This is a genomic window from Aliiroseovarius halocynthiae (genome assembly GCF_007004645.1).
Lineage (GTDB): Bacteria > Pseudomonadota > Alphaproteobacteria > Rhodobacterales > Rhodobacteraceae > Aliiroseovarius > Aliiroseovarius halocynthiae.
Map to the genome: position 1 here is coordinate 118,535 of NZ_ML660024.1, position 17,466 is coordinate 136,000.

Below are 17,466 nucleotides of genomic sequence, written 5' to 3' on the forward strand. Positions count from 1 at the left end.
CCCAACCTGTATTCTGGTTGGAGATTGCGATGAACATTTTACTTGTCGGAGCAGGTCTGAGCGGCGCCGTTATTGGGCGCGAGCTGGCGGAAGACGGGCATCAGGTTACCATCGTTGAAAGCCGTGATCACGTCGCGGGCAACTGCCACACCGAACGGGACGACGAGACCGGGATCATGGTCCATGTCTATGGGCCGCATATCTTCCATACCGATGACGAACAGGTCTGGAATTATGTGAATCACTACGCGAATTTTATGCCTTTCAAGAACCGCGTTAAGACAACTTCCAAAGGCACGGTGTTTTCGCTTCCGATCAACCTGCATACGATCAACCAGTTTTTCGGCCGTTCGATGCGCCCGGATGAAGCGCTTGAGTTCATTACATCTGAACAGGCCGACACGTCGATCGAGGATCCTGAAACCTTCGAAGAGCAAGCCCTACGCTTTGTCGGTAAGGATCTGTATGAGGCCTTCTTCAAGGGCTACACGATCAAGCAATGGGGCATGCAGCCGTCCGAACTGCCTGCCAGCATCCTGAAACGCCTGCCGGTGCGCTTCAACTACGACGACAACTATTTCTTCCATAAGTTCCAAGGGATGCCCGAGGACGGCTATACCAAGATGGTTGAAAAGATCCTGGATCACCCGTCGATCACGGTTCATCTGAACACCCGGTTTACCCGTGATCAGGCTGATCAATACGACCACGTATTCTATTCTGGCCCACTGGATGGGTTCTTCGATTTCGAACTGGGTCGACTGGGCTATCGCACGCTCGATTTCGAACGCTTCACATACGCTGGCGACTATCAGGGCTGCGCTGTGATGAACTACGGTGAAGAGGACGTACCCTTCACCCGCATCACCGAACATAAGTATTTCAGCCCGTGGGAAGAACACGAAGGCTCGGTCTGTTATCGCGAGTTTTCGCGCGCCTGTGGGCCGGACGACATTCCGTATTATCCGATCCGTCAGGTGGATGAGAAAGCCTTGCTGGCCGACTATGTCGAGTTGGCAAAGACCACTTCGAGCGTAACTTTCGTTGGTCGATTGGGCACTTACCGTTACCTCGATATGGACGTCACCATCCGCGAGGCACTGGACGCCGCCAACATGTTCCGCACGAGCCTATCAGCACGACGGCAAATGCCAACATTCGCCGTCGCCCCCTGACCAGCGCGGTAGCTTGCCCATAGCGCCATCGCCTCATTGAGGCGCAGGCAGCACTTTATGGGTGATTGAATGTTGCCAAAAACTCTTAGCAGCTCCAACGTGGTCTTGAGTGCGCGCGCGCTGCAATCAATCCAAACGCCGCCATGCCGCCTTTTCCGGCGTGTAGAAGTGCGCTTCAAACCTTCTTGGCTGCGTACAAAACCACAGTCTGCTTGCAGCGTTTTCTTGCGAAGGCAACGCACGCCCTGGTGCGACAGCGTTAATGATTTTCATCAATCACTCGATCAAGAGAACCTTTTCGCGGAGAACCACATGAGCCAGTCACCTGTCCTGTCCCTGCCACTTATCCAACCCTCGCAGGCGCAAAAACATGTCACCCACAACGAAGCGCTGCGTCTGTTGGACGTTCTGGTGCAACTGGTCGTCCAGAGCGCCGACAATACCGCCCCACCCGCAAGCCCAGCAGATGGTGATCGCCATATCGTGGCCAGTGGCGCGACCGGTGATTGGGCCGGTCAGGACCACATGATCGCGGTGATGGAAAATAGTAGCTGGCAGTTTTTCACACCTCTAGAAGGCTGGCGCGCGGATGTCACGGCGACGGCGATCGAGATGCGTTTTGACGGCAGCACCTGGGTTGATGTCACCGTTGACACCAACAACCTGAGTCAGGTTGGCATCAATACCAGCGCGGATGCTACCAACCGGCTGTCCGTCGCATCGGATGCAACGCTACTCACCCATGCCGGCACTTCGCATCAATTGAAGATCAATAAGGCTAGCAATAGCGATACGAGCACCCTTTTGTTTCAAGACAACTGGTCAGGGCGCGCCGAGATGGGATTGGCCGGCAATGACGACTTCTCGATCAAGACCAGCGCAGATGGCTCCAGCTGGAACGACACCGTCGTTGCGACAGGTGACGGCAATGTTGGGATCGGCAAGACACCCGACACCAAGCTGGATGTCGACGGCATTATGAAGCTAACTCCGGTTTTACTAGCCGATTTACCCAGCTCATTTTCGGTCGGCGCTGGCGCGATCGCTTTCGTTTCAGACGCCAGCGGAGGGGCGCAACTAGCCTATTGTGATGGCTCGATATGGAAGAAAGTTGCGAACGGAACCGCGCTGTAAATCACAGCGGGCGACCGATTACTGACCGCGGATGCGGGCAGCACGACGACCTGGCAGCGGCAGCAACTTTGCCGCCGTCAGGTACAACACATACAGATCCAACATCAAAGATTTGTTCCGGTGATAGATCAAATCCAGATGCGCCTTTCGGGGAATGCAACGACGGATATAGACCTCTTCCGATTCTTTTTGTGACGAGCATTCTGCCAGCATCTTCTCTTCATGAGCATGAAAGATGATCGAGGCCAGACCCGTGATCCCAGGACGATCCAAAAGCACCTGCTGATAAATTTCGGGGCTGGTCGCGACATAGCGTGGCTCGGGCGGGCGAGGACCAACAAAACTCATCTCACCCTTCAGGACGTTCCAAAGCTGCGGAAGTTCGTCCAAACGATGGTCACGTAAAAAGCGGCCCAAGGCGGTAATCCGTCCCTTTTTGTGTCCCCCAGTAATGCCCACATTTTCATGCTCCGGCACAGTCCGCATAGTGCGGATTTTCATCAAGTCGAATTCCTGATTGAAAGCCGTATTGCGGCGCGAGCGATAGATGAACGGACGCCCATCCTTCACCAACACCACGACATAAAGAACCGCAAGCGCGGGAATCACCGGCACCAAAAGCACAAGCGCCAACACGATGTCGAATAGTCGTTTCAACCTTTGCCCGTTCCGTTTCTTGCCTGCCGCCTCCCAATTCTGGAAGGTTGTCTCAGTCATGCCAGTCCCCGGCGCCATATCCGCGACGCCCAACAGCACAATAGGCCGAGAACCCCGCACGCTCTGCATCCGCCGGCGAATATATGTTGCGCAGATCGGCCATGACTGCCGTGTTCATACACCCGGCCAGACGTTTCAAGTCCAGCGCTCGGAACTCGTTCCATTCGGTCAAAAGCACAACCGCATCCGCATTCTCGGCAGCCTTATACGCATCTTCGAACCAATGTGCACCCGGCAAAAGTGCTTCGCCTTCAGACAGGCCCTGCGGGTCGACCACATGCACCTTTGCGCCACCGCCGATCAGGGCCGGAACAATAGTAAGACTGGGTGCATCACGCATATCGTCGGTATTGGGTTTGAACGTCACCCCCAAAACGGCAATTGTCTTGCCTGATACAGATCCACCGCACATGTCGACAACTTTGTCGATCATCCGTCGCTTGGTGTCCTCATTCACATTGATCACGGTCTCGGTGATTTGCATCGCCATGCCGTTTTCCTGACCAATCCGGGCCAGTGCTTTGGTGTCTTTTGGAAAACAGCTGCCGCCATATCCGGGGCCCGCATGAAGGAACTTGTTCCCAATGCGACCATCCAGCCCGATGCCTTTTGACACTTGTTTCACATCCGCGTCGACGCGTTCACACAGTGCAGCGATCTCGTTCATAAAGGTGATCTTAGTCGCAAGGAATGCGTTGGCGGCGTATTTGATCATCTCGGCGCTTTCCAAATCGGTCGTGACGATTGGGAAGTCACGCAGGAAAAGAGGGCGATAGATGTCAGCCATCACCTGCGCCGCACGGTCACTTTCGACACCGACCACCACGCGATCGGGCCGCATGAAGTCATCAATTGCCGCCCCTTCCCGCAGGAATTCTGGGTTCGAGGCCACGTCAAATTCCAGATCCGGTTTGGTCTTCGCAATGACCTCTGCTACGCGACGGTTGGTCCCGACCGGCACGGTCGATTTTGTGACCACGACGGCGTAGTGGTCTAGCGAATCAGCAATTTCTTCGGCCGCCGCAAACACATAAGTCAGGTCTGCATGACCGTCTCCGCGCCGAGTCGGCGTGCCGACAGCAATAAATACAGCTTCGGCATCTGTGACAGCTTCTTTCAAGTTTTCAGTGAAGGTCAGACGTCCCGCTTGGACATTCTTGGCCATCAATTCTTCCAGCCCGGGCTCGTAAATTGGGACCTTGCCGGCTTCAAGCATCTTGATTTTGCGCGGGTCTTTGTCGACGCAAACGACTTCATGTCCAAAATCAGAAAAACAAACGCCCGATACAAGCCCAACATAGCCCGTGCCAATCATTGCGATTTTCATCGGTCTTTACTCTCATATGACTAAAAATTCAGTGAAACTTTGGTGCTGGAAACGCAACGCCAAGTCAATGGACGACGCCACAGAAACGCCCGGATATTGCCCCGCATTCCTCAATGACTTCTTCACAAAAACCATGCTAAACCTATGGAACCACTCAGACCGGAGCCTCCAATGACTCGCAGTTTTCTGTCAGTATTTTTGACGGTGTGCGTTGCCGTCTTTCTTACCCCAAGCTACGCCCAAGCAAAATGCGCGATTCAGCGCATCAAGGGTGAAGAAAAAGTCATTTCACCCAACAAGTTAAACCAAGCCCTACTTGATGCAACCATTCGTGCGCAAGTGAACTATTATCGTTGCAAACACGGGCGATCAAAGCTGGCTGCTGCCGGGGGGTTGCGCCGTCAGGCCAGTAAGCATTCCAAGTGGATGGCCAAAACAGGCAAGCTGAGTCACAGGGCCACAAGTGGGTCATCACGCACATTGACGAGACGACTAAAGTCCTCGGGCTTAAGGTTTAAGACGGGTGCTGAAAATATCGGTGTGATGCGCTTGTACAACATCGATGGGCGTCACTTCATGATTCGGTCCGCAAGCAAATGCCAATTCACCACGCGATCGGGTCAGCCATTAGGGCGCCACAGTTATCGTAGCCTCGCCCAACTGGCGGTTAAAGAATGGATGGAATCTCCAGGCCACCGAAAGAATATCATGCTCCGAAAAGCCACTCACATGGGCTCTGGCGGCGGAATTCAGCCGAAATCCCGGCACTGCGGTGCGGTATTCCTTACCCAGATATTTCTGGGCTAATAGCGGTATTGCAACACTGCCACAGAGGTCAAAACTTAGCAGGCATATCAGCCTAGATAAGAAGATCAGACTTCCAATACGGCTTCTTGTATGCAAAACAAACATGGACGGCTCGCTAAGTTAGCGCTGCCCGCTTATTAATTATGGAGTATGAGACATGAAAAAAGTCATGACCCTTGCCGCTGCTGGCATGATCGCCCTGACCGCACCTGCTTTTGCTGGCGGCTACAGCGACCCGGTTGTTGAAGAAGAAATCGTAGTAGTTGAAGAAGCTGCAAGCTCGCTGGGCAACACCGGCATCGCTCTGCTGGGCCTGGCCCTGGTTGCAGGCATCATCGCTGCTTCGGATTCGTCGAGCCAATAATAGCGACTGCTTCGAAAGAAGCTTTCGGTTGAAACGGCAAGTCTTCGGGCTTGCCGTTTTTCGTTTGAGCATGCTGGTATATGCAGATCCTTGCATCGTATTCCAAACTGCTGTGGTACTTCCCTGAACAGAAGCACACCACGACACACCTTCAGAATGGCAGCCAATCGCAGGTCGCGATCTGTTCGGCTGTTCAGAAACGTCAAGGCCTGCGTAACAAAAGCCCTAAGATCATCCAATGCCTCACCACAAGGTGCTCCGCCGGTGGCGCGGTACCGCATAAGACACCCGCGCTTCATGATCAATTCAGCCTTAAGGCAGCCCAAAGAAACGTCTGGTTACAGGCGCAAACTCTGAATTGCCAAACTGCCAATACGCTGCCCAACCCACTGGCTGGATTTCAGGATATTGCCAGAGCTATCCACCCAGTAGACATTGGTGAAGGAGATCTGGCCCTTACGGCATTTCTCTTTCATGATCACCGCATCAGCATTGATCTCGCCCACGATGACCTTCTCGGACCCGGAACGGCGCAGAGAGCAACGCAAAGTGAGCTCAGTCGTCTGCCCCAGATCACCCAGATAATAGTGCTTGCGAGTGTAATCAGCATCGCTACCCGATGTAATAGCCATAACCGCCCGATCAATGCGCGAGGCCATCAGATCGCTTCCCAACCCGCGTGTATTCGCCAACACACCACGCTGATAGGTAACACCTTGCCCCGGCGCACTGCCCCAAGTCACATAGCTTCCATTGCGCCCAACAGGGCTCATCGCAAGCACGGCATTGGTATCCAGCCGCACTACGATGGAAATCGGCCCCTTCGTAGCAGACAGTGCCTTAGAAATAAGTGCATTGGGATCAGGGGCAGCAGCGGGTTGCGCCGTCGTGCCCTTTGACTTACCTCCAATGACCTTGGACTTGAGGTTTTTGCCTGTCTGCTTCAGAAATCCAGCAGTCGCCAAGGACATCTCGGTTTCCTGCCTATCCGAACCGCAAGCGGTCAGAGCAACGCAGGCGCACAAAGAAAAACCTGCGGCACGCAGCGGTCTTGTCACACTAATTCCAAACACTTGTTATCTCCAGAACTTGCCCCAACGGTCGGCATAGGCATCGCCATGACCATCTTCGACCCAGTCAAACAAACGACCGTCGACCTGCAGGCGTGCGCCACCATCACGTTCAAGCGAACGCAGCTCGGCTCCGGACTCGCTTTTAGAAGGTGTTCCCATCGCCCACTCGAACGGGATCGAAATTCGGATCCCTTTGTCGAACGACCCTTCGCCAAATTCTTCCGCCGAAACATTCGTCTTGGTGAAATAGCCACCAACCTTCCAGCCATTTGCAAAGGTGCGGTCAACCGAGAAAGTTGCTCCGTAGTCACCGGCCAGATAGCGCCCCGCATCCACGCGCGTCGAGAAACCATTTCCGAAGTCGTAATATGCCGAAACATGACCCGTCACGACATCATAGTCGCGGAATCCAAAGAGCTGATCATAGTCGCGCTGCTTAACCCAAGCAACTTCGGCTCCAATGGCAAGCGGGCTGTCCACGGGTTTCCACAGCAGCTCGGCCGACACACCACCAAACATCTTTTCCAAATAACCAACGGTCACTCGGCTATACAGGTTCTTCCCGGGGCGCTCATACCACGATGCGGTCAGATGCTCGATCGCGGGGTCGCCCTGCTGGGCATAAAGCGCTCCGTCGGTTCGCACATGTGGCAGGTCGGAGGTATTCAGGTGCGTATCATCATCAAGGTTGCCCCAGATGCTTTTCTGAACAGCACCAGACAAGATGATATTCGGCGCAATCTCGTATTTAGCACTGAATCGCAAGCCAACATCGCCACGCACCGGGCTGGACGGATCAAAGAAACTGATCGCCATATAAGGTGTAAGCGCCCACGAGAACCGCTGATCAAAGTTGGGCAGCTCAGCGTTCTTCACGGCAGTCGGCGCGGCCTCACCGATGGTGACACGATTGTAGATATCAAGTGCGGGTGCATGTTCCAGATCCTCGATGTCGCTACGGCGCATAGTGACAGTCGACAAAGGAATGCCGTTCTGTGTGATCGTGATTTTGAAAATTTCGATCGAAGGCGGCAACGCATGAGTCAGAATACGAGCTGTACGCCCGACGGCCTGTGGCTGCGAATTAAAGCGCTTGTTGTCGATCCGTATCGCGGCCTGTGTGGCCCCAAGACCCAGCGCCTTCAAACGAATGCCCTGCTTGCCTAAAGCATCTGACACAACTTTGCGAATGTCGTTGTGGTTCTCAGAGGACGTGACCCAATCGGAACCCCATGCGGCAGAATCTGCGCGCGACGGGCGCGGCTTGACCGGCAAAGGAGCTTTTTCATTACCCGAACGGGCCTGCGGTTGGCGGGGGTTCAGGCGAATGGTCAAACCCGCACCAAACATGCTGCCTGCCACATATGACGCATTCAGGTGGAAGGCTGGAGAAATCTGATAATCAATTCCGAAGTTAAAGGGCGAGTTGTACTCCATTGTCCCGCGCGCAACTTCTTCCACAAACGCGTCGGACGAATACTCGGCCTTGAAAGTCAGCTTGTCGTTGACCTTATAGCTCACGCCAGCAAAGGGTGCGAAATCGCCACGGAACCACTGACTGAAATTCAGATTACCCCCTTGTCCGACATCAAATGCCGGGCGCGGGCCACCGATCTGGCCAATGGGGTTATGTGACGCCAGCCGCCCCCACCCCAAACCGCCATGGACCCGAAGCTTGTCTCCAAAACCCTTGGTTGCGACAACATACTCGCCGGAATACACTCCGGTTCCGATGAAATCGCGGATCCCCACCGAAACCGCCGGCAGGTACTTTGTTTCGTTCAGAACGCGGTATTCAAGATCAAAACTACGATCAAAGAAATCTTGCCCTGTCAGGGGGCCAACATTCCAAAAATTTGCAAGCTTCGTATAGCGAAAACTGCCGGACAGGCGCGGCAGGATCTGGAAGGTCAGCGTGCCGTTGGCATTTGGGCCGAACTGCGAATACGAGAACGCCAATTCGCTGTCCGCGGCGACCTCGGCCGTGGGCATCAGGATCAGACCCGGTGCACCAAACAGCGTGTAGCTTGTCGTCTCGGTCCCAACCTGAGCGTTTGCAGGCGTGGCAGCTGCCGCCATCAGGCCAAGTGCTGCGTATTTGATATAATCCACCCGTGCAGTAATCACCGCAGTCTCCGTCTAACGTCTTTTTTCAATCTCATTACGTGATCCACACTTGGAACGCACGCAAAACATACCCGCATCGGCGGTTTGTCGGGCATTGTCGCGCAATTGCACAACTTCCCTTGCGTCCGCTTACTGCCTGTAACGCCACGTTACCAGTCCGATTGCACCATACCCGACGTATAGTTGCGCAAACAACGTCACATCGGAGCACATCATGAGCCTGTTTTCCCCCTCGGCCAACTGGATCAGCGACGAACATCGCATGTTTGCGGACATGACCAACCGCTTCTTCGCGGACGAGCTTAGCCCCAATATCGAACGCTGGGTCGATCAGGGTATTGTTGACCGCGATTTCTGGCACACAGCGGGTCAAGCGGGCATCATGGGCGGCGCAATCCCGGAAGAGCATGGCGGCGCCGGCGGCGATATGGGATTTGAAAGCGTCGTGATCTATGAACAGACCCGCACCGGTGATTGCGGCTGGGGTTATGGCATTCAGTCGATTGTCACCCACTATATCACCGCCTATGGCACCGACGATCAGAAGGCGCGCTGGTTGCCGGGTCTTGCCTCGGGCGAAATCGTAGGCGCGATTGCGATGACTGAACCAGGTACCGGGTCGGACCTTCAGGCCGTGAAAACGCGGGCCGAAAAAGACGGGAATCAATACAAGATCAACGGATCGAAGATCTTTATCACCAATGGTCAAGCCGCTGATCTGATCATCACGGTCTGCAAGACGGATCCCGCCGCGGGATCCAAAGGTGTCTCGCTGATCGTGGTTGAACCCGACCAGTGCGAAGGCTTCCAGCGTGGCAAAAACTTGAAAAAGCTGGGTATGAAAGCCAACGACACGTCCGAGCTGTTCTATGAAGATGTGAAAGTACCGCTGACCAACCTTCTGGGGTCGGAAGAGGGTCAGGGCTTTTACCAACTGATGCGTCAGCTTCCGTGGGAACGGTTGCTTATTGCCATCCAAGCCCTGGGTGCGATTGACTTCGCGTTGGAGCAAACGATTGCATACACACAAGAACGCAAGGCCTTTGGGCAGCGCGTGATGGATTTCCAGAATACGCGCTTCAAGCTGGCCGAATGCAAGACAAAGGCCGAAGTTCTGCGCAGCTTTGTGAATGATTGCATCGCACAGCTGATCGCCGGGACGTTGGATGCGCCTACGGCCTCGATGGCGAAATACTGGGGCAGCGAAGTGCAAAACGAGATCATGCACGAATGCCTGCAGCTGTTTGGCGGCTATGGATATATGACCGAGTACCCAATTGCGCGGCTTTATGCAGATGCGCGCGTTCAAATGATCTATGGTGGGACGAACGAGATCATGAAGGAGCTGATTGCCCGGTCGATTGATCAATAAGGTCGTGGCGCCCATCGCACCGCGTTGGGCGCGCTTTCGGTGGCTCACTTCGTGAGCCTGAAGGGGCTCTGCCCCTCGCCCGGACCGGGCTCACCCCGGGATATTTCCAACAAGAAAAACAGGCATTTGATGAAACAAGGCATGCGCGAAGAGGCACCCCTTACGGGGTTGAAAGTTATTGAAATTCAGGGCCTTGGCCCAACACCCTTTGCAGCCATGTGGTTGGCCGATATGGGCGCGGATGTAGTGCGCATTCAACGTCCAAACCTGAAACCTTTGATCCCGCAGAAGGTGGACGTACTGAACCGAGCGCGCGGCTTTGTTGAACTTGATTTGAAGGCTAAAGCTGACTGCGCCACTGCACATGATCTGATCAACCGTGCAGATATGCTGATCGAAGGCATGCGCCCCGGTGTGATGGAGCGTCTGGGTCTTGGACCAGAGGATTTCCCCGACAATCCCGCGTTGGTCTATGGACGCATGACAGGTTGGGGGCAAAGCGGTCCACTGGCACATACGGCGGGTCATGACATCAACTATATCGCCATTTCAGGAGCCCTTCATGCGATTGGTGGGAATCATCCTGTTCCGCCTTTGAACCTATTGGGCGATTTTGGTGGCGGCGGCATGTATCTGGTGGCCGGGATGCTGGCGGCACTGCACGCAGCAAAAACAACCGGCCGCGGACGGGTGGTGGATGCGGCAATCTCTGACGGCACTGCGCACCTGATGGCGATGATCTATTCATTGTATGGATCGGGCATCTGGGTGGATACGCGCGAGGCCAATTTGTTGGACGGCGGCGCGCCTTTCTATGCGGTCTATGAATGCGCCTGCGGTGGGCACATGACTGTGGGCGCGTTGGAGCCGAAGTTCTATGCCGAGTTCTTGGAAGGGATTGGATTGGCGGGGACCGGTCTTCCAGCCCAACAAGATGTTGAAGGCTGGCCCACACTGCGCGCCGCTTTCGCCGCGCGCTTCAAGGAAAAGACGCGCGACGACTGGGCGGACATCTTTGAAGGCACGGATGCATGTTGCGCGCCCGTCCTGTCATTGGCCGAAGCGCCATCCCATCCCCATAACGTCGCGCGCGGCAGCTTTGCGACATGTGGTGGCATTGCCCAACCCGCCCCAGCCCCGCATATCTCAGGCGCAACACTTTCTGCCGACCCCGGGGACGAACAGACGCCCCAAGATGTGTCCGCAGTGCTGAACCGTTGGACCGGTTCAGTAAAATAAGGCACAACGTGCGCGATTGACGATACTGCGCCAAAAAGTCGAAAAAACTTCCCCTTTCGCCCTTGCAAACCCCCGGCGCTCCAGTTACATCCCCGCCTACCGCGCTCTGGTAGCTCAGCTGGATAGAGTACCTGACTACGAATCAGGGGGTCGGGGGTTCGAATCCTCCCCAGAGCGCCACTTTCCTTATGTTGAATGTCATACGAAACTGACCCAACCGTCATAGTTGGACCAGAAACAGATCGCATGGATTGTGAAAACTTCGGCCCTGACCGGTCACTGGTACATCCCTGGAATGCTGCGTTGCACCAAGAAAAAGCTGCCTTTGGCAGTCTTTGGGGAAAAACGGTATTCCGTTCGCTATGTGTTTTCCAAAAACCCTGACGTCAGACAGTCGCACTCGGAATCATAGCTGAGGCCGAACACGCAATCGGAGGGCCCCAGTATGTGAAGATGAGCCAGATGGAAATGAGACCCGTGATCGATAAGGTCGGGTTGAGCAAGATTTACCGCCGGGCAGATCTCTCGCCGGAATACCGAGAGGTCGGCACGGAACTTGTTTTTAGTACGAAGGTGGTCCCCGCTGAACAGTAATTAAGGTTCCCTACTCCGTAGGTGCGTGCGGGAGATGATAAGCTTGGGAGTATGAGCTCAACTCAACCTGTGGGTGTTTCACATAAAACCAGTTAGGCGACGTTCGCTCTTTGTTCCACGTCGCCAAACATCCACGGGTTGTGAAAATCTGGGCGTGGTGCAGGATACACGGCGCCCAGATTGGCACCGCGTTTTATCAGTCGTCACTCTTTTCAGACTCCGCAGGTGCTCGCTCCAAGGCCTCCAAGAAGAATTGCTTCATACGATGAGGCATCTCGTCAACACTCCATGCCCGTCGCGAGTCTGGCCAAAGCTTGTCGAACAGTTCCTCGGTCATGACGACATGGGTGACGCGGCCTGCATGCCGCAGAAAGGTCGGCCCCTTATCGGCCTGTTTCATCAGGCTGATAGCATTGTATTGAAGCGTTTGCTCTGGATCGAGGGAAGGTCTGGGAGTTTCATGTGTTTTCCTTTCATGCGCGCACCTCAAGGGTCACGGAAATGTCCGTGTTGGATGCAGCTTGATGGAAAACGTTCATGTCATAACCCCGGCTAGCATATTGGCCCCGCGCTATCACCTTCACTACAGGTTTCTGGCTAGCTGCTATTCGATGTAAGACCATCAAACAACTGCAACGCGGGACAAAATGAGCATTTTCTGCGGCGAGATCAGTGTCGGATTTTGGAGGGATTACTCAAAAATAGTCTATTTTGCATATTTCAAAAACACATGAGTTTTGGAGTATTGTGCAAAACACTAAGACCACACACATCACTTGGCCGACTGGCTCCAACCGTCGACGTTAGTCTTCGCCGTAGTATCAAGCCTGCTTCGCTTGAGTTCCGCAATGACTCAGCTCAGCAGGACTCGACATCAGCCCAATCAACTGAAGAAAAAATTCTACGCATAGATCGACCAAATTGGGAAGCAGGCCAATATCAGTGAACAAGTGCGATCAATTTTGGTCAGGTCGCTTCTTTTTGAACGAGACCAACGACTAGTCGGCCTCGTAGATAAAGTCCGATGGCCGTGAACGTGTCAAAACCAACTCTGCGTTGCGCACGTCATTTTCCTGAGCACGTGTTTTAGCGGCAGATGCAGATAGCCCGTGGTTGAGCCAGCGTTCAATCAGACGTCTTTCCAGCTCTGATCGGTCAACAGTGAGTTTTACGGTCATTTCAAACACCTCGGCGAGCTCGGACCAAGGCGGATTGTCTAGAAGCAGATAGTTCCCTTCAACCAAGACAATATCCGAACCAGCATCGATGCGCCCTCTGTCAGGAACCGTTCTGTCTTCTTCGCGATCAAAGGTGGGGTAAGTTAGATCTGATTGGTGCGTCAACAGGCGGACCAGTTCGACAAAACCGTCGGCGTCAAAAGTTTCCGGCGCGCCTTTGCAGTCCAAAAGACCTTTCTGCCGCAGTATTGCGTTATCAAGGTGGAAACCATCCATAGGCAAAACAGCCGCGGATGGGCCGATGCAACTGGCAAGGCGTTCTGCAAGCGTGGACTTGCCTGAACCGGGCGGCCCCGCGATGGCAACGAGAAGACGCTTGCCACCATCTGCTCGAGATTTGACCTCATCAAGCAGCATCTCGAAAGTGGCCAATTTTTCCATTACAGCTCATCCCCCCACGGCGGGTTTGCTCCGGCGCGCGAAACAGTGATGGCGGCCACGTTGGCACCAAAGGCAAGGGCCTCAAATGCGATATCTGGCGTAAGGGTCGAAAGCGCTTCTTTCGTCAGTTGCCCCCGTTCAGACAGCTTGGCCATGACGCCTGCATTGAAGGTGTCGCCTGCGCCGACCGTATCCACAATCTGAACGCGTTGCGCGGGAACGTCGATTTGTGCGCCATCTTTCAAAAACCCGCTCGCACCTTCACCGCCGCGCGTGACAATAACGAATGCGGGACCATGTTCCAGCAACGCCCGCGCCTTCTCTTCCAGCGGCATTGGGGTCTGGTTGATCCAGTTCAAATCCTCATCCGAAACCTTGACCACATCCGCCAGTGAAATAAGGGCGTCCGACCGTGAACGATACCGTTCTTCATCCGTGATGAACCCCGCGCGTATGTTCGGATCAAGCATAACTGCGCGACTGGAGGCGTGACGTTTGGCGAATGCCAAATACGCATCTGCCCCCGGCTCACAGGCCAAACTGATGCCTCCGAAATACAGCGCAGAGACGTCTGTCAGCTTTGGCGGCATATCGTCTGGCATCAGCATTCGACCAGCTGAATTTTCATCATAGAACGTGTAACTTGCGTGACCATCGACCAGTTTCACAAAGGCCAATGTGGTGGGTCGATCACTGGTAACGACGTGGCGTGTATCGACACGGCTTGCGCCCAATGCCTCTGCCAGTTGACGGCCAAACATATCGCTTGAAAGCCCCGTCAGCATGCCCGTGCGTGTGCCCAAGCGCCCCAAAGCGATGGCCGTGTTGAAAACGGCTCCGCCACAATGGGATACAAATCCGTCGCGGCCTGATTGGGTCGCTTCCGGGATCATGTCAATCAAAGCTTCGCCACAGCAAAGGATCATCTGGGTTTACCTTCTTGTTGTTGCTCGAAGACAGTGCAGTGTCATTGCACTGACCGGATTGCAGGATAGGCGTCTTTGAACCGTTCATAAGCATCATCATAGGCCGAAAGCAAATCGGCCCTTGGGGTGATCCTGTCGCAATAATCTGGAGAACGCATCACGTCTTCTGGACGTGCATCAGTTGCCGCAACAATCGCCAGCCTTGCGGCACCAAGGGCCGCACCGAATTCGCCCCCCTTTGGTAATGAAATGCACGTTCCAAGTATCGTCGCAATAAGCTCCACCCAGTATCTTGATGCAGCGCCACCACCAACCGCGTAAAGCACTTTGATTTCTGCACCCGTCGCTTTCATCGCCTCAGCACTGTCGCGCAGTGCGAAGGCAACCCCCTCAAGGACTGCGCGCGTCATATCGTCAAGGGACGTCTGGGTATCAAGACCAAGGAACGCGGCCCGGATCTGTGCGTCGTTATGCGGGGTGCGCTCACCGGACAGATAAGGCAGGAACAGCTCGTTGCTGGGTGGTTTAATGTCGGCTCCAAGCGCCTTGGTCAGTGCTGCAGGAGATTGTCCGCTGATGCGGGATAACCAGTTCAAAGAATTGGTCGCCGAAAGCATAACGCCCATTTGGTACCACCGGCCTGGGATTGCGTGGCAGAAGCTATGCAGCGCGGTTTCCGGTGCAGGATCACAGCCATCCCGTGCCAGCAGCAAAACACCAGACGTCCCAAGGGACACAAACCCCTGCCCTTCAGAAAGAGCACCAATGCCGCAGGCTGCCGCTGCATTGTCCCCAGCGCCACCCGCCACGATCACCGGGTGATTGATCCGCCATTCCGAAAGGAGTTCTGTTTTGAGTTGCCCTGCTGGGGTACACCCCTCGACGAGGCGGGGCATCTGGTCAGACCGCATGTTGCCTGCATCGAGCAGCGTTGCAGACCACCTTCGCGCCCGTAAATCCAGCCACCCTGTACCCGAGCAATCAGAAACATCAGAGACATAGTCGCCAGTCAGATACCAATTCACATATGCGGCTGGTAACAGCACTTTGGAAACTCGAGCATGGTTTTCCGGCTCATGCGCCCGCACCCATTCCAGCTTCGGAGCCGTGAAACCGGGAAAGGCTACATTGCCTGAAATAGCGCGCATCTCGGGTATTGCGTCCAACCGTGCGGCTTCTTCATGGCTTCGGGTGTCGTTCCACATAATGCAGGGACGTATCGGATCGCCGCTTTCATCCACCAAGACAGCGCCGTGCATATGGCCCGACACCCCAAGGCCTTTAAGGTCAGCGAACTCTGGGTGAGCAACGCGCAATTCTCGCGCTGCAGAAGTCAGCGCATCAATCCAATCTTTGGGGTTTTGTTCGGACCAGCCCGGATGGGGATGATGGGTCGCATAGGCGCGTTCAGCCGATCCAATTGGACATCCTTCGGCGTCGACAAGCAACGCGCGTAGACCAGAAGTGCCCAGGTCGATACCCAAGAAAGCCATCTCTTAGTCTTTCAGGAATTGATCGATGGAGGTCTCGACACCCTTGGACCAGATTATATTGAGCCAGTTTGAAAATGCGTTCGCAAACAGGGGTTGGTCCGCGAGGTCCCCATAATACTGCCGTTGCCTGAGCCAAACCAACGGGTCTGCTTTGGCCAAAACAGCAGTTTCCTGAAGGTCGTCCCAAAACGGGTCGTTCGGCTCAATCCGGCTGCCATCTTCGCGTGTACCTTCGCACATCCGCGCCCACGCGGCTTCGACCAAAGCAAGACCTTCGATCGGTGCGCCTGCTGCGATGCCTTCGCGGATTGTAGGGATGACGAATCCAGGGTGCCGTGACGAACCGTCAAAGGCCACACGGCGGGTCGTGTCAATAATGCGCGGGTTCGAAAAGCGGCGGTCGATCAGGTCGACATAATCCTTTGGCGTGGTGTCCGGAACTGGCTTCACGTGCAGTGCAATCTCGTTCAACGCGATGCTTCGGAAAAGACTTCGGATTTTCGCGTTCGCCATGCAGTCAGAAATGGTCGCGACCGACAAGATTTCACCAACCCCTGCGATGATCTGATGTCCGCCATTCAGGATACGAATTTTCATCGCTTCATAGTCATGGACATGGTCGGTGAACGTGGCGCCAACCTTGTCCAAATCCGGGCGACCGGAACAGAAGTCATCCTCGATCACCCACTGGCGGTAGTTTTCATGGGTCACAGGTGATGCATCAGAAATGCCCAGCGAGCGGACCAGCTCAATCTCTTTCAATCCCGTTGCTGGGACAATGCAGTCCACCATTGAGTTCGGGAACGAGCAGTTCTTGTCGATCCAATTAGCAAGCTCGGGATCGATCAATCGTGCCAACGAGACGACGGTCTGCCGAAGGACAGCGCCGTTGCCTTGAAGGTTGTCACAACTGAGGCCGGTGAACGGCCCTATCCCGCGATCTTTTCGCATCTTAAGTGCCGCCACTATGGCGCCGAACGCCGTAGTCGGGCTTTCCGGATGTGCGACGTCATGCGCGATGTCTGGATGTGTTGCGTCAAACGTCTTGGAGACCGGGTCGACATAGTATCCGCCCTCGGTCACGGTCAGAGATACAATACGGATATCGGGCTGCGCCATCCGTTCGATCAGTTGCTGATTGCTCGGCTGAACAGGGACGAAGTCGATCATCGGTCCGATGACTTCTGCCGATGTACCGGCCGGATCCAGCTCGACCAGAGTTGTCAGATAGTCCTGTTCGGCCAGTTTTTGGCGTTGCCTTTCATCATTTGGACGGACACCCGCCCCGACGATGGCCCAATCAAGCGCTTCTCCGTTTTGCATCAAACGATGCAAGTACCAAGCTTGATGGGCGCGATGAAAGTTTCCAAGCCCGATATGGACAATTCCGGCCGAAAGGCCTGCACGGTCGTAGGCCGGGCAAGACACCGAAGGCGGCAGATCCGCCAGGTTTTCGTCGCTCAACTGAACGAGGGCTGGATCAAGTGCATGTGCCATCT

Annotated in this window: 15 protein-coding genes and 1 tRNA gene; 7 read left to right on the forward strand and 9 right to left on the reverse strand. The window is 54.8% G+C overall.

The features are described 5' to 3' along the window. Positions 1 to 29 precede the first annotated feature (29 nt). Together glf and FIL88_RS13830 are read left to right on the forward strand one after the other, a co-directional pair. Positions 30 to 1,175 carry a UDP-galactopyranose mutase gene (gene glf, locus FIL88_RS13825; RefSeq protein WP_142854470.1) on the forward strand — a complete coding sequence of 382 codons (1,146 nt, stop codon included), beginning with the start codon at positions 30 to 32 and terminating at the stop codon, positions 1,173 to 1,175. A gap of 69 nt (positions 1,176 to 1,244) precedes the next feature. Then, positions 1,245 to 2,309, forward strand: coding sequence for a DUF2793 domain-containing protein (locus FIL88_RS13830; RefSeq protein ID WP_246066724.1), 1,065 nt, complete (start codon positions 1,245 to 1,247; stop codon positions 2,307 to 2,309). 18 nt (positions 2,310 to 2,327) lie between these two features. On the opposite strand, the gene FIL88_RS13835 is transcribed toward FIL88_RS13830, so the two are convergent. Beyond that, positions 2,328 to 3,026: a sugar transferase gene (locus FIL88_RS13835; RefSeq protein ID WP_142854472.1), complete on the reverse strand. Its 699-nt coding sequence runs from the start codon at positions 3,024 to 3,026 to the stop codon at positions 2,328 to 2,330. Further along, positions 3,019 to 4,353, reverse strand: coding sequence for a UDP-glucose dehydrogenase family protein (locus tag FIL88_RS13840; RefSeq protein ID WP_142854473.1), 1,335 nt, complete (start codon positions 4,351 to 4,353; stop codon positions 3,019 to 3,021). The genes FIL88_RS13835 and FIL88_RS13840 overlap by 8 nt, the downstream gene beginning before the upstream one ends. Positions 4,354 to 4,524: 171 nt before the next feature. On the opposite strand from FIL88_RS13840, the gene FIL88_RS13845 reads away from it, so the two are divergent. Both FIL88_RS13845 and FIL88_RS13850 read left to right on the forward strand, forming a co-directional pair. Beyond that, positions 4,525 to 5,160 (forward strand): CAP domain-containing protein, encoded by a 636-nt coding sequence (locus FIL88_RS13845; RefSeq protein WP_185960952.1) that lies wholly within the window; start codon positions 4,525 to 4,527, stop codon positions 5,158 to 5,160. 157 nt (positions 5,161 to 5,317) lie between these two features. Continuing rightward, positions 5,318 to 5,524 carry a hypothetical protein gene (locus FIL88_RS13850; protein ID WP_142854475.1) on the forward strand — a complete coding sequence of 69 codons (207 nt, stop codon included), beginning with the start codon at positions 5,318 to 5,320 and terminating at the stop codon, positions 5,522 to 5,524. Between the two features lie 338 nt (positions 5,525 to 5,862). On the opposite strand, the gene FIL88_RS13855 is transcribed toward FIL88_RS13850, so the two are convergent. Further along, positions 5,863 to 6,495, reverse strand: coding sequence for a YjbF family lipoprotein (locus FIL88_RS13855; protein ID WP_142854476.1), 633 nt, complete (start codon positions 6,493 to 6,495; stop codon positions 5,863 to 5,865). 105 nt (positions 6,496 to 6,600) lie between these two features. Next, a complete protein-coding gene (locus tag FIL88_RS13860) occupies positions 6,601 to 8,724 on the reverse strand; it encodes a YjbH domain-containing protein (protein WP_246066725.1) in 2,124 nt (707 codons plus the stop codon). Between the two features lie 214 nt (positions 8,725 to 8,938). Between FIL88_RS13860 and FIL88_RS13865 the strand changes: the two genes are divergently transcribed. The 3 genes from FIL88_RS13865 to FIL88_RS13875 all read left to right on the forward strand — a co-directional run bounded on the left by FIL88_RS13865 (position 8,939) and on the right by FIL88_RS13875 (position 11,515). Continuing rightward, positions 8,939 to 10,096 (forward strand): acyl-CoA dehydrogenase family protein, encoded by a 1,158-nt coding sequence (locus FIL88_RS13865; protein ID WP_185960953.1) that lies wholly within the window; start codon positions 8,939 to 8,941, stop codon positions 10,094 to 10,096. A gap of 129 nt (positions 10,097 to 10,225) precedes the next feature. Further along, complete coding sequence (locus FIL88_RS13870; RefSeq protein ID WP_246066726.1) at positions 10,226 to 11,335, forward strand: CaiB/BaiF CoA transferase family protein; 1,110 nt, start codon at positions 10,226 to 10,228, stop codon at positions 11,333 to 11,335. Positions 11,336 to 11,438: 103 nt separating this feature from the next. Further along, positions 11,439 to 11,515: transfer RNA gene (locus FIL88_RS13875), tRNA-Arg, on the forward strand. Positions 11,516 to 12,125: 610 nt separating this feature from the next. Here FIL88_RS13875 and FIL88_RS16740 read toward each other — a convergent pair. From FIL88_RS16740 to FIL88_RS13895, 5 genes are all read right to left on the reverse strand, one after another. Continuing rightward, positions 12,126 to 12,329 carry a hypothetical protein gene (locus FIL88_RS16740; RefSeq protein WP_185960954.1) on the reverse strand — a complete coding sequence of 68 codons (204 nt, stop codon included), beginning with the start codon at positions 12,327 to 12,329 and terminating at the stop codon, positions 12,126 to 12,128. 598 nt (positions 12,330 to 12,927) lie between these two features. Beyond that, positions 12,928 to 13,548, reverse strand: a complete 621-nt coding sequence (locus FIL88_RS13880) for a nucleoside/nucleotide kinase family protein (RefSeq protein WP_142854477.1) — start codon at positions 13,546 to 13,548, stop codon at positions 12,928 to 12,930. After that, complete coding sequence (locus FIL88_RS13885; protein ID WP_142854478.1) at positions 13,548 to 14,474, reverse strand: carbohydrate kinase family protein; 927 nt, start codon at positions 14,472 to 14,474, stop codon at positions 13,548 to 13,550. Before FIL88_RS13885 ends, FIL88_RS13880 begins: the two co-directional genes overlap by 1 nt. A 41-nt stretch (positions 14,475 to 14,515) precedes the next feature. Further along, positions 14,516 to 15,967, reverse strand: coding sequence for a xylulokinase (xylB, locus tag FIL88_RS13890; RefSeq protein ID WP_142854479.1), 1,452 nt, complete (start codon positions 15,965 to 15,967; stop codon positions 14,516 to 14,518). A 3-nt stretch (positions 15,968 to 15,970) separates the two neighbouring features. Further along, complete coding sequence (locus tag FIL88_RS13895) at positions 15,971 to 17,464, reverse strand: mannitol dehydrogenase family protein (RefSeq protein ID WP_142854480.1); 1,494 nt, start codon at positions 17,462 to 17,464, stop codon at positions 15,971 to 15,973. Positions 17,465 to 17,466: the final 2 nt, after the last annotated feature.

Excerpts from the sequence above, each read along its gene's own strand:
- FIL88_RS13845 (WP_185960952.1), top strand. The coding sequence starts at position 4,525 with ATGACTCGCAGTTTTCTGTCAGTATTTTTGACGGTGTGCGTTGCCGTC.
- FIL88_RS13870 (WP_246066726.1), top strand. The coding sequence starts at position 10,226 with ATGAAACAAGGCATGCGCGAAGAGGCACCCCTTACGGGGTTGAAAGTT.
- FIL88_RS13895 (WP_142854480.1), bottom strand. The coding sequence starts at position 17,464 with ATGGCACATGCACTTGATCCAGCCCTCGTTCAGTTGAGCGACGAAAAC.
- glf (WP_142854470.1), top strand. The coding sequence starts at position 30 with ATGAACATTTTACTTGTCGGAGCAGGTCTGAGCGGCGCCGTTATTGGG.
- FIL88_RS13865 (WP_185960953.1), top strand. The coding sequence starts at position 8,939 with ATGAGCCTGTTTTCCCCCTCGGCCAACTGGATCAGCGACGAACATCGC.
- FIL88_RS13850 (WP_142854475.1), top strand. The coding sequence starts at position 5,318 with ATGAAAAAAGTCATGACCCTTGCCGCTGCTGGCATGATCGCCCTGACC.
- FIL88_RS13855 (WP_142854476.1), bottom strand. The coding sequence starts at position 6,495 with ATGTCCTTGGCGACTGCTGGATTTCTGAAGCAGACAGGCAAAAACCTC.
- FIL88_RS16740 (WP_185960954.1), bottom strand. The coding sequence starts at position 12,329 with ATGAAACAGGCCGATAAGGGGCCGACCTTTCTGCGGCATGCAGGCCGC.
- FIL88_RS13840 (WP_142854473.1), bottom strand. The coding sequence starts at position 4,353 with ATGAAAATCGCAATGATTGGCACGGGCTATGTTGGGCTTGTATCGGGC.
- FIL88_RS13885 (WP_142854478.1), bottom strand. The coding sequence starts at position 14,474 with ATGATCCTTTGCTGTGGCGAAGCTTTGATTGACATGATCCCGGAAGCG.
- FIL88_RS13880 (WP_142854477.1), bottom strand. The coding sequence starts at position 13,548 with ATGGAAAAATTGGCCACTTTCGAGATGCTGCTTGATGAGGTCAAATCT.
- FIL88_RS13830 (WP_246066724.1), top strand. The coding sequence starts at position 1,245 with ATGTTGCCAAAAACTCTTAGCAGCTCCAACGTGGTCTTGAGTGCGCGC.
- xylB (WP_142854479.1), bottom strand. The coding sequence starts at position 15,967 with ATGGCTTTCTTGGGTATCGACCTGGGCACTTCTGGTCTACGCGCGTTG.
- FIL88_RS13835 (WP_142854472.1), bottom strand. The coding sequence starts at position 3,026 with ATGACTGAGACAACCTTCCAGAATTGGGAGGCGGCAGGCAAGAAACGG.